Here is a 10,244-nt window from a genome sequence, read left to right on the forward strand (position 1 = left end):
GAATCCAATGAGGAATCCCATGCGTCTTATCCGCATGCTATTGGCAACTGCACTGACTTTCTCCGCGATCCCGGCCCATGCCGACAGCAAGGACGTGGCGCGACTGACCCAGTTGCTGGAAAAATCCCAGACCCTCACGGCGCGCTTTTCCCAGCTGACGCTGGATGGCAGCGGTACGCAATTGCAGGAAACCTCGGGTGAAATGGCTTTGCAGCGCCCGGGTCTGTTCAACTGGCACACCGATGCGCCGCAAGAGCAGTTGATGGTTTCCGATGGCAAGAAGGTTTCCCTCTGGGACCCTGACCTGCAACAGGTCACCATCAAGACTCTGGATCAGCGCCTGACCCAGACGCCAGCCTTGCTGCTGTCCGGTGATGTGTCGAAGATCAGCGAAAGCTTCGATATCACTGCCAAGGAAGCCGGTGGCGTGATCGACTTCGTGCTCAAGCCCAAGACCAAGGACACCCTGTTCGACAACCTGCGTCTGTCTTTCCGTAACGGCATCATCAACGACATGCAGTTGATCGACAGCGTCGGCCAGCGCACGAATATCCTGTTCACCGGCGTCAAGGCCAACGAGCCGATTGCGGCCAGCAAGTTCAAGTTCGACATTCCCAAAGGTGCCGATGTCATCCAGGAATAAAGGGGCTTAACCTCAGATCATGGACCTGTTTCGTAGTGAACCGATAGCTCAGCCACTGGCTGCACGCTTGCGTGCGACCAATCTGGACGAGTATGTCGGTCAGGAACACCTGCTGGCTCACGGCAAGCCTCTGCGTGAGGCGCTGGAGCAGGGTGCTCTGCATTCCATGATCTTCTGGGGGCCACCGGGTGTGGGTAAAACCACACTGGCTAAGCTGCTGGCCAAGGTTTCCGATGCGCATTTTGAAACCGTTTCGGCAGTGCTCGCCGGGGTCAAGGAAATCCGGCAGGCCGTCGAAGTGGCCAGGCAGCAGGCCGGCCAATACGGGCGTCGCACCATCCTGTTTGTCGATGAAGTCCACCGCTTCAACAAGTCGCAGCAGGACGCCTTTCTACCGTACGTTGAAGACGGCACCCTGATCTTCATTGGCGCGACCACTGAAAACCCTTCGTTCGAATTGAACAACGCCTTGCTTTCGCGAGCGCGGGTCTATGTCCTCAAGAGCCTGGACGAAGCTGCCTTGCGCAAGCTGGTGCATCGGGCGCTGAACGAAGAGCGTGGCTTGGGCAAGCATCACCTGAGCCTGAGTGATGAAGGTTTCGAGATGCTGATGTCGGCGGCTGATGGTGACGGTCGACGCATGCTCAACCTGCTGGAAAACGCCTCCGATCTTGCCGAAGATGGTTCGCAGATCAGTGTCGATCTGCTGCAAAGCCTGCTTGGCGACAGTCGTCGCCGTTTCGACAAGGGTGGTGAAGCGTTCTACGACCAGATATCCGCTCTGCACAAATCCATTCGTGGCTCCAATCCCGATGCGGCCTTGTACTGGTTTGCACGGATGATCGATGGTGGCTGCGATCCGCTGTATCTGGCGCGTCGTGTGGTTCGCATGGCCAGCGAAGATATCGGCAATGCCGATCCGCGTGCCTTGCCTCTGTGCATGTCCGCCTGGGATGTGCAGGAGCGTCTCGGCAGCCCGGAAGGCGAGCTGGCAGTGGCCCAGGCCATCGTTTATCTGGCCTGCGCGCCCAAAAGCAATGCGGTTTACATGGGCTTCAAGGCGGCGATGCGAGAGGCGACCGAGCACGGTTCGCTTGAAGTCCCGCTGCATTTGCGCAATGCGCCGACCAAACTCATGAAGCAACTGGGTTATGGCGAAGAATACCGCTATGCCCACGATGAGCCCGATGCCTACGCGGCCGGTGAAGACTACTTCCCCGAAGAGCTGGAACCACGCGAGTATTACAAGCCGGTGCCCCGTGGCCTGGAGCTTAAAATCGGCGAAAAGCTCAAACATCTGGCTTCATTGGACGCCGTCAGCCCTCGTCAGCGGAGAAAGTAGTGATTCAGACGATTCTTGCGGTGTCCGTAGCCGGTATCGCTGGTACATTATTGCGCTTTGCTGCAGGAACCTGGGTAAGCGCCAACTGGCCGCGGCATTTCTATACGGCAACTCTGGCGGTGAATATCGTCGGTTGCCTGATAATCGGCGTGCTTTACGGCTTGTTTCTGATTCGCCCGGAAGTGCCCATCGAGGTTCGTGCCGGCTTGATTGTCGGCTTTGTAGGCGGTCTGACGACCTTTTCATCCTTTTCACTGGATACGCTGCGCCTGCTGGAAAGCGGGCAAGTACCGATGGCGCTGGGCTATGCGGGTATCAGCGTGTTCGGCGGGCTGCTCGCAACCTGGGTTGGCCTGTCCCTGACCAGACTTTGATAGACGAGAGAACGATATGCTCGATTCCAAACTGTTACGTACCCAACTTCAGGACGTAGCGGATCGCCTGGCTTCCCGTGGTTTCACGCTGGACGTAGCGCGCATCGAATCGCTGGAAAACCAGCGCAAGACGGTACAGACCCGCACCGAACAGTTGCAGGCCGAGCGTAATGCCCGTTCCAAATCCATTGGTCAGGCCAAGCAGCGCGGCGAAGACATCGCGCCTTTGATGGCAGATATCGATCGCATGGCCGAAGAGCTCAACAGCGGCAAGAAAGAGCTGGACAGCATTCAGTCCGAGCTGGACGCCATGCTGCTGAGCATGCCGAACCTGCCTCACGAGTCCGTGCCGGTGGGCGCTGACGAAGACGAGAACGTCGAAGTGCGTACCTGGGGCACGCCTGCTTCCTTCGATTTCACCGTTCAGGACCACGTTGCACTGGGTGAGAAGTACGGCTGGCTGGACTTCGAAACCGCCGCCAAGCTGTCCGGCGCACGCTTTGCTCTGCTGCGCGGGCCAATCGCCCGTCTGCACCGCGCCCTGGCGCAGTTCATGATCAACCTGCATATCAACGAACACGGCTACGAAGAGGCGTACACGCCTTATCTGGTCCAGGCGCCTGCCTTGCAGGGCACCGGTCAGTTGCCGAAGTTCGAGGAAGACTTGTTCAAGATCTCCCGCGACGGTGAAGCGGATCTGTACCTGATCCCGACGGCAGAAGTGTCGTTGACCAACATCGTTTCCGGCGAAATCCTCGACCCGAAACAACTGCCTCTGAAATTCGTTGCCCACACGCCATGCTTCCGCAGCGAAGCCGGTGCTTCGGGGCGCGATACCCGCGGCATGATTCGCCAGCACCAGTTCGACAAGGTCGAGATGGTACAGATCGTCGCTCCGGACCAGTCCATGGAAGCGCTGGAGGGCCTGACCGCCAACGCCGAGCGCGTCCTGCAATTGCTGGAGCTGCCTTATCGCGTACTGGCTCTGTGTACTGGCGACATGGGCTTCAGCGCCGTCAAGACCTACGACCTTGAAGTCTGGATTCCGAGCCAGGCCAAGTTCCGTGAAATCTCGTCGTGCTCCAACTGCGGCGACTTCCAGGCGCGTCGCATGCAGGCCCGCTGGCGCAACCCGGAAACCGGCAAGCCGGAACTGGTTCATACCCTGAACGGTTCGGGTCTGGCTGTTGGCCGTACCCTGGTCGCGGTGCTGGAAAACTACCAGCAGGCTGACGGTTCGATCCGTGTGCCTGAAGTGCTCAAGCCTTACATGGGCGGCATCGAGGTCATCGGTTAAATGGAATTCCTGCCGCTGTTCCACAATCTGCGTGGCAGTTGGGTGCTGGTCGTCGGTGGCGGCGAGATTGCCTTGCGCAAGTCTCGCCTGCTGGCCGAAGCCGGTGCGCTGTTGCGGGTGGTCGCGCCCGACATCGAAGAGCAACTGCGCGAGCTGGTCGAGCGCAGCGGTGGCGAATTGATCCTTCGCGGTTACAGCGAAGGCGATCTGGACGGCTGTGTATTGGTCATTGCCGCCACCGACGATGAGCCGCTCAATGCCCAGGTGTCGCAGGACTCCAGGCAGCGTTGTGTTCCCGTCAATGTGGTGGATGCGCCTGCCTTGTGCACGGTCATTTTCCCGGCCATTGTCGACCGTTCACCCCTGGTAATTGCGGTCTCCAGTGGCGGCGATGCACCTGTGCTGGCACGTTTGATCCGCGCCAAGCTGGAAACCTGGATACCTTCTACCTACGGTCAGTTGGCCGGGCTTGCGGCGCGTTTTCGCAATCAGGTCAAAGGGCTGTTTCCGGATGTCCAGCAGCGTCGGGCGTTCTGGGAAGATGTTTTCCAGGGGCCTATCGCCGACAGGCAACTGGCCGGGCAGGGCAGCGAAGCCGAGCGGTTGCTGATCGCCAAGATTGCAGGCGATGCGCCCAAGGCGCAGGGTGAGGTTTATCTGGTGGGTGCCGGTCCCGGTGATCCTGACCTGCTGACCTTCCGCGCCTTGCGCCTTATGCAGCAAGCCGATGTCGTGCTGTATGACCGTCTGGTGGCTCCAGCCATTCTCGACCTCTGCCGTCGTGACGCCGAGCGCGTCTATGTGGGCAAGCGTCGCGCCGAGCACGCACTGCCTCAGGACCAGATCAACCAGCAACTGGTTGCCCTGGCCAAAGAAGGCAAGCGTGTTGTACGTCTGAAGGGCGGTGATCCGTTCATCTTTGGTCGTGGTGGCGAAGAGATCGAAGAGCTGGCTTCCCATGGCATCCCGTTTCAGGTCGTACCGGGCATCACGGCGGCCAGTGGTTGCGCGGCTTATGCCGGGATTCCGCTGACCCATCGCGATTATGCGCAATCGGTGCGTTTCATCACCGGGCACCTGAAAGATGGCACCAGCAATCTGCCCTGGGATGATCTGGTTTCGCCCGCACAGACCCTGGTGTTCTACATGGGCTTGATCGGGCTGCCAATCATCTGTGAGCAACTGATCAAGCATGGTCGATCGGCGGACACGCCAGCTGCATTGATTCAGCAGGGCACGACTTCCAGCCAGCGAGTCTTTACGGGCACTCTGGCCAAGCTGCCTCAGCTGGTGGCAGAGCATGAAGTTCATGCTCCAACACTGGTGATCGTGGGGGAGGTCGTTGTGTTACGCGAAAAACTGGCCTGGTTTGAAGGCGCGCAATCCAGCGTCTGATCCTTGGGATAGCCCGCTTGCGGGCTATCCGTCCTTGCTTCAGCTCCAGATTCCCTTGCCCGGCAAACGCTCGCGATCATGGCTGGCTTCCAGATTCAACGCCGGACCTTTCGGGACGATGCCTGTCGGGTTGATGGTGCGATGGCTGGCGTAGTAATGGCCTTTGATATGCTCAAGGTCTACTGTTTCTGCAATCCCTGGCCACTGATACAGCTCCCGCAGCCAGTTGCTCAGGTTGGGGTAGTCGGCGATGCGCCGCAGGTTGCACTTGAAGTGGCTGTAATAAACCGCATCGAAACGCACGATGGTGGTGAAGAGCCGAACATCGGCTTCGGTCAGGTATTCACCCGCCAGATAGCGATTTTCTCCCAGCAGCTTTTCCAGCACATCCAGCTCGGTGAACAATGCATCGAATGCTTCTTCGTACGCGCCTTGCGAGGTGGCAAAACCTGCCCGGTACACACCGTTATTGACGGTGGGGTAAATCTGCTCGTTTAGCAGATCGATCCTTGATTGCAGGGCGCTCGGGTAGAGGTCCAGATGATTGCCTGTCAGGCCATTGAATGCCGAGTTGAACATGCGGATGATTTCCGCCGATTCGTTGCTGACGATACGCTGCTGCTGTTTGTCCCACAGCACCGGCACGGTGACGCGGCCGGTATAGCGCGCATCATCTGCGGTGTAGCGTTGATGGAGAAACTGCAGGTTGTCGAGCTTATCGCCCGTCGAGCCTGTCTGTGGGTCGAAGGTCCAGCCGTTTTCCAGCATCAGCCAGCTGACTACCGAAACGTCGATCAGATCTTCCAGGCCTTTGAGTTTGCGCAGGATGAGGGTGCGGTGAGCCCATGGGCAGGCCAGCGATACGTACAGATGGTAGCGACCCGTTTGGGCTGCAAAGCCGCCTTCACCAGTAGGGCCGGGTTTGCCGCTGGCCGTGACCCAGTGACGACGCTGGGCGTTTTCCCGTTGGAATGCCCCATCCTTGCTGCTTTCGTACCACTGGTCATGCCAGCGTCCTTCGATGAGAAGGCCCATGTCTGACTCCAATCTGTAAATGAATATAGGTTGTGAGTCAGTCTAATCGAGTTGGTTCGACAGAAAAGCGCAAAGAGTGGCCTTCCATGATCGAGTAAATCGATAGGTTACAGGGCCTTGTCTCGGCGATCCCAGAAGCTTTGGGCTTGCTCAAAGGCTTCCTCGCGCGGGATACCGAGCCCGCGCAAAGCCAAGGCAATGGTGGACATCAGGGCGAGTTGCGGATAGCTGTCTTCTATCTCGCCGCGCCACAAGGCCACCAGTTGCTGTGGTTCCAACGTTGCGGGTTTGACGTGGCGTCTTGGCGAGAGCGCAGGCCATTCCTCATCCCAGGCTTGCCCGTTGCTGGTGCCGTACAGGTGGCTGATGGTGTCGGGGTTGATCTCGATTTCGCCGCCATCGCCCTTCACGACAATGGCATTGTCGCCCAGCAAGGTGCTGGCCTCGCGATGCACGCTTTGATAGCCAGGGTGAAAGATGCTCTGCAGGCCGCAACGGGCATTCAGCGGGTTGAGAACCCTGGCCAGGGAGTGAATCGGTGAGCGCAGGCCCAGTGTGTTGCGCAGATCAATCATGCGTTGCAACTGCGGCGCCCAGTCGCCCAGCGGAATAAATGCCAGATTGTGTTGCTCCAGCGCGGTTTCCACCGTTTGCCAATTGCGGCATAGCGGGATATCCAGCAGGCCGAGCAATTGTTCCGTATAAAGCCGCCCGGCGGTATGCGCGCCGCCGCCATGCAGCAGCACCTTGATGCCGTTTTGCGCCAGGCACTTGGCGGCCAGCAGATACCAGGGCAGGTGGCGCTTCTTGCCGGCGTAAGTCGGCCAGTCGATATCGACCTGTATAGGCGGGGCCGTGAGGCGTTCGCGAACCGCTTCGGTGAAACCGGCCAGCTCTTCCGGGCTTTCTTCCTTGTGGCGCAACAGCATCAGGAAGGCACCGAGTTGCGTGTCTTCGACCTTTTCATCGAGCAGCATGCCCATGGCTTCCCTGGCCTCTTCGCGGGTCAGGTTGCGGGCGCCGCGTTTGCCTTTGCCCAAGGCTCGGACGAACTGGGCAAAAGGATGCTCGGCAGGTGTTTCGGTGACGAGGGGAGCGTAATCGTTCATATGCAATTGGTCGGCTTCGGCAGGCCCGCCAGCTTGGCGGCCAGTTTGGCGGGAGTGCCATTGAACAGGCGGTTGAGATGCATGCTGTTGCCTTTTTCCGGCCCCAGTTTGAGTGCGGTGTACTTGATCAATGGGCGAGTGGCAGGCGAGAGCTGAAATTCTGCATGGAAATCGCGTAGCAGCTCCAGGATTTCCACATGCTCAGTGCTCAGGGCAATACCTTCCTCGGCCGCCAGCGCATGGGCCACTTCCAGCGACCAGTCGTTCAGGTCCCGAAGGAAACCCTCCTTATCCAGGGCAATGCTGCGTTCGGCAACGATCAACTGTTTCATAACCAGGTATTGACCTTGTCGAAGCGGATCGTCAGTTCGACGAAGCCTGGATAATCGATGCCATTTGCACCTTCAGGCAACTTAAGGTTACGGGCTTTTATATCTTCATCCAGCGCGAACAGTTTGAGCGCGGGCAGCTGTCTTTCCAGTGCCTGCAAGGGGGCGCTGGAGGGTATCAAGGCGTAAGTTGCATCGCCGCACAGCAGCAGGCCGTCATTTGGCCCCAGCAGGCTCAGGCAGCTATCCAGCCGTGTATCGGCGAAGGGCGAGTGAGAAAGAACGTGCAAGGTAGCCATCAGATCGTTATCACTTGGTCGTAGCGGTCAATAAGGGCCGATAACTCGGCTCTTGCGGGCAGATGATGGATTTCGGCATCCAGTTCGGCATGCGGCATGCCGCGTGCTGCCAGGCTTTGGCCGCAGGCATAGACCTCTTCCACGCCAAACATCGCCAGCGCTTTCAGATTGGCGGTGAGGTCTTTTTGTTGCAGCGCCGAGGCGTTCTGCTGTGGCAGCAACTGAAACACGCCATCATCCATGAACAGCAGCCCCACCGGCAGGTCATAGGCGCCGCCTGCCAGCACGATATCCAGCGCTTCACGGGCACTCGTGCCTGACCAGGGGGGCTGGCGGCTGATGATCAACAGTGACTTGGCCATTTCAAGGCCCTCCGAAACAGATCAATCGATCCGCCGATTGCACGGCGTCGTGCAACTGGCCCAGCCCGGACAATTCCCAAGGCTCAAGGAGATTGGCGGATGGGCGCTGATAGCGCTCGGCTTCTTCTGCATTCAGCACACCACGACGCAAGGCGGCTGCGATGCAGACCACGCCATCAAGCTGATGCTTTACGATGAAGTCGCGCCATTGCTGTGACAGGTCCTGCTCATCCTGTGGTGACACGACATTGGCCGAAGCACTGTGGACGCCCTCCTGATAAAAGAACAGACGCACAATCTCATGGCCGCCTGCCAATACAGCCTCTGCAAACAGCAGGGCGCGTCGGGAAGAGGGCGCATGGGCCGCGGAAAAAAGGGATATGGCGAATTTCATTGTCGGCTCTGTCGGCGGAACATGCGCAATAATAAAGAATTCAAGAAGGCTGGACAGCAAAAAGCCCGCGAAGGCGGGCTTTTTGTTGAAACCGGACAGCTATCAGTCGTCGCGGCTCATGATGCCGAAGATCTGCAACAGGCTGACGAACAGGTTGTAGATCGATACATACAGGCTGACCGTCGCCATGATGTAGTTACGCTCGCCACCGTGGATGATGGCACTGGTCTGGAACAGGATGCAGACCGAGGAGAACAGCACGAAACCTGCGCTGATCGCCAGTTGCAGCCCGCTGATCTCGAAGAACAGGCTGGCCAGCACCGCACCCAGCAGGACAAAGAAACCGGCGGTGATGAAACCACCCAGGAAACTCATGTCCTTACGGGTCATCAGCACGTAGGCCGAAAGGCCACCGAATACCAGCGCGGTCATGGCGAATGCGGAGCTGACGACTTCAGCACCACCGGACATGCCCAGGTAGCGGTTGAGGATCGGGCCCAGCAGGAAACCCATGAAGCCGGTCAGGGCGAACGTGGAAACCAGGCCCCACACCGAATCACGCAGCTTGTTGGTGAGGAAGAACAGGCCATAGAAGCCGATCAGCACCACGAAAATGTTCGGGTAGCCGACGCGCATCTGCTGGGCTACAAAGGCCATGACGCCGCTGAACGCCAGGGTCAGGGCGAGAAGACCGTAAGTGTTGCGCAGGACACGACTAACCTCTAGCTGGTCGGCCTGCATGCCGGTTTTAAGGGCGTAATCCTGTTCGCGCATTGCGAAACTCCTTCCTGTTGAAATGTTGAGTTGCAAAGATCATAACAGAGGCGCTGCCACTGGCCACCCAGAGAGTTTGACAGCTTGTTTCATTCCGGTATTATGGCGCCCGCAACGCAAGTGGAAGTATGGCCGAGTGGTTTAAGGCAGCAGTCTTGAAAACTGCCGACTGTAACAGGTCCTAGAGTTCGAATCTCTATGCTTCCGCCATATTCGATACGTCAAAGCCCTGATTATTCAGGGCTTTTTCGTTTCTGGCCTTCAGAGGGCTTCGCGAATGAATTCGCCCCTGCGCGTACTGTGTGGGAGCGAATCGGGCGGCGCTCCGCTCATTCGCGAAAAGGCCCCTGACGCACCTCCACCCAGGCCAACGAGCGCTCCAGCTCAGCCTTGGCCATGCCAATCAAATGCGCCACTGAAAATGCCAGGTCGCGTTTTGGGCCGTTGAGGCTATCTCTGGTTTTGCAGGCCATGGCTGCGCACTCAACCTTTGTCCGATGTGATGGCGTTCTTGATGACCGACACCTACAGCGCCCACGATCTGGTAGTGGTGAGTTGGAATCGTGCAATGAGTGCATTCGAGATGAGGTAGGTGCTTCTTCGCGGTGAAGACCGTCGATGACTTCTCAATCGGAGTTTTATCTCTTTAGCTCTGCGCAGTGATCCCTGAATCGCCCCGGGTTTCGTAGACACCTCCATGCCTTAAACTGAGGCCAATCAGGAGGTGCCATGAGCAACCCTCGTTATCCCGAAGAATTCAAAATCCAAGCGGTCAATCAAGTGACCGAAAAGAAGCTTCCCGTCGCTGACGTAGCGGCCCGTCTTGGTGTGTCGACGCATAGCCTCTATGCGTGGATAAAGCGCTACAGCAAACCTCAAGAAGAACGGCAG

14 protein-coding genes and 1 tRNA gene are annotated in these 10,244 nt (G+C 58.3%); 7 read left to right on the top strand and 8 right to left on the bottom strand.

The features are described from left to right. Positions 1-19 precede the first annotated feature (19 nt). From lolA to cysG, 5 genes are read left to right on the top strand one after another with little or no spacing between them, the layout of a single operon-like run. Positions 20-643: an outer membrane lipoprotein chaperone LolA gene (gene lolA / locus CKW23_RS25375; protein WP_025259498.1), complete on the top strand. Its 624-nt coding sequence runs from the start codon at positions 20-22 to the stop codon at positions 641-643. A gap of 19 nt (positions 644-662) precedes the next feature. Then, positions 663-1,985, top strand: coding sequence for a replication-associated recombination protein A (locus tag CKW23_RS25380; protein WP_025259499.1), 1,323 nt, complete (start codon positions 663-665; stop codon positions 1,983-1,985). Beyond that, entirely contained in the window at positions 1,985-2,359 is a 375-nt protein-coding gene (gene crcB, locus CKW23_RS25385) for a fluoride efflux transporter CrcB (protein ID WP_025259500.1), read from the top strand. The genes CKW23_RS25380 and crcB overlap by 1 nt, the downstream gene beginning before the upstream one ends. Before the next feature lie 16 nt (positions 2,360-2,375). Continuing rightward, positions 2,376-3,656: a serine--tRNA ligase gene (serS, locus tag CKW23_RS25390; RefSeq protein WP_025259501.1), complete on the top strand. Its 1,281-nt coding sequence runs from the start codon at positions 2,376-2,378 to the stop codon at positions 3,654-3,656. Further along, complete coding sequence (gene cysG / locus CKW23_RS25395; protein WP_095068641.1) at positions 3,657-5,051, top strand: siroheme synthase CysG; 1,395 nt, start codon at positions 3,657-3,659, stop codon at positions 5,049-5,051. It begins immediately after the preceding gene. A 39-nt stretch (positions 5,052-5,090) separates the two neighbouring features. Here the strand turns inward: cysG and CKW23_RS25400 are convergent, their stop codons facing one another. The 7 genes from CKW23_RS25400 to CKW23_RS25430 all read right to left on the bottom strand — a co-directional run bounded on the left by CKW23_RS25400 (position 5,091) and on the right by CKW23_RS25430 (position 9,353). After that, the gene (locus tag CKW23_RS25400) at positions 5,091-6,086 is read right to left on the bottom strand and encodes a glutathione S-transferase family protein (RefSeq protein ID WP_095068642.1); all 996 of its coding nucleotides are present in this window, start codon (positions 6,084-6,086) and stop codon (positions 5,091-5,093) included. Positions 6,087-6,193: 107 nt separating this feature from the next. Then, positions 6,194-7,195 carry a glycosyl transferase family protein gene (locus tag CKW23_RS25405; RefSeq protein ID WP_025259504.1) on the bottom strand — a complete coding sequence of 334 codons (1,002 nt, stop codon included), beginning with the start codon at positions 7,193-7,195 and terminating at the stop codon, positions 6,194-6,196. Continuing rightward, positions 7,192-7,527 (bottom strand): TusE/DsrC/DsvC family sulfur relay protein, encoded by a 336-nt coding sequence (locus tag CKW23_RS25410; RefSeq protein ID WP_025259505.1) that lies wholly within the window; start codon positions 7,525-7,527, stop codon positions 7,192-7,194. Before CKW23_RS25410 ends, CKW23_RS25405 begins: the two co-directional genes overlap by 4 nt. Next, the gene (gene tusB / locus CKW23_RS25415) at positions 7,524-7,823 is read right to left on the bottom strand and encodes a sulfurtransferase complex subunit TusB (protein WP_025259506.1); all 300 of its coding nucleotides are present in this window, start codon (positions 7,821-7,823) and stop codon (positions 7,524-7,526) included. The genes CKW23_RS25410 and tusB overlap by 4 nt, the downstream gene beginning before the upstream one ends. After that, a complete protein-coding gene (tusC, locus tag CKW23_RS25420; RefSeq protein WP_025259507.1) occupies positions 7,823-8,185 on the bottom strand; it encodes a sulfurtransferase complex subunit TusC in 363 nt (120 codons plus the stop codon). Before tusC ends, tusB begins: the two co-directional genes overlap by 1 nt. A gap of 1 nt (position 8,186) precedes the next feature. Further along, positions 8,187-8,579, bottom strand: a complete 393-nt coding sequence (gene tusD, locus CKW23_RS25425) for a sulfurtransferase complex subunit TusD (RefSeq protein WP_095068643.1) — start codon at positions 8,577-8,579, stop codon at positions 8,187-8,189. Positions 8,580-8,681: 102 nt separating this feature from the next. After that, on the bottom strand, positions 8,682-9,353 hold the full coding sequence (locus CKW23_RS25430; RefSeq protein WP_095068644.1) for a Bax inhibitor-1/YccA family protein: 672 nt from the start codon (positions 9,351-9,353) through the stop codon (positions 8,682-8,684). Between the two features lie 122 nt (positions 9,354-9,475). Here CKW23_RS25430 and CKW23_RS25435 point away from each other — a divergent pair. Then, positions 9,476-9,563, top strand: a tRNA-Ser gene (locus CKW23_RS25435). A 119-nt stretch (positions 9,564-9,682) separates the two neighbouring features. On the opposite strand, the gene CKW23_RS26750 is transcribed toward CKW23_RS25435, so the two are convergent. Then, positions 9,683-9,826 carry a hypothetical protein gene (locus CKW23_RS26750; protein WP_162883720.1) on the bottom strand — a complete coding sequence of 48 codons (144 nt, stop codon included), beginning with the start codon at positions 9,824-9,826 and terminating at the stop codon, positions 9,683-9,685. Positions 9,827-10,082: 256 nt separating this feature from the next. Here CKW23_RS26750 and CKW23_RS25445 point away from each other — a divergent pair. Beyond that, positions 10,083-10,244 (top strand): transposase (locus tag CKW23_RS25445; protein ID WP_143499011.1); only part of this gene is annotated, 162 nt, incomplete at its 3' end.

The organism is Pseudomonas sp. Irchel 3A18, from assembly GCF_900187465.1.
Lineage (GTDB): Bacteria > Pseudomonadota > Gammaproteobacteria > Pseudomonadales > Pseudomonadaceae > Aquipseudomonas > Aquipseudomonas cichorii.

Coding starts and splice junctions, on each gene's coding strand:
- CKW23_RS25410 (WP_025259505.1), bottom strand. CDS start 7,527: ATGAAACAGTTGATCGTTGCCGAACGCAGCATTGCCCTGGATAAGGAG.
- serS (WP_025259501.1), top strand. CDS start 2,376: ATGCTCGATTCCAAACTGTTACGTACCCAACTTCAGGACGTAGCGGAT.
- CKW23_RS25400 (WP_095068642.1), bottom strand. CDS start 6,086: ATGGGCCTTCTCATCGAAGGACGCTGGCATGACCAGTGGTACGAAAGC.
- cysG (WP_095068641.1), top strand. CDS start 3,657: ATGGAATTCCTGCCGCTGTTCCACAATCTGCGTGGCAGTTGGGTGCTG.
- tusC (WP_025259507.1), bottom strand. CDS start 8,185: ATGGCCAAGTCACTGTTGATCATCAGCCGCCAGCCCCCCTGGTCAGGC.
- lolA (WP_025259498.1), top strand. CDS start 20: ATGCGTCTTATCCGCATGCTATTGGCAACTGCACTGACTTTCTCCGCG.
- CKW23_RS26750 (WP_162883720.1), bottom strand. CDS start 9,826: ATGGCCTGCAAAACCAGAGATAGCCTCAACGGCCCAAAACGCGACCTG.
- tusB (WP_025259506.1), bottom strand. CDS start 7,823: ATGGCTACCTTGCACGTTCTTTCTCACTCGCCCTTCGCCGATACACGG.
- CKW23_RS25405 (WP_025259504.1), bottom strand. CDS start 7,195: ATGAACGATTACGCTCCCCTCGTCACCGAAACACCTGCCGAGCATCCT.
- CKW23_RS25430 (WP_095068644.1), bottom strand. CDS start 9,353: ATGCGCGAACAGGATTACGCCCTTAAAACCGGCATGCAGGCCGACCAG.
- tusD (WP_095068643.1), bottom strand. CDS start 8,579: ATGAAATTCGCCATATCCCTTTTTTCCGCGGCCCATGCGCCCTCTTCC.
- CKW23_RS25380 (WP_025259499.1), top strand. CDS start 663: ATGGACCTGTTTCGTAGTGAACCGATAGCTCAGCCACTGGCTGCACGC.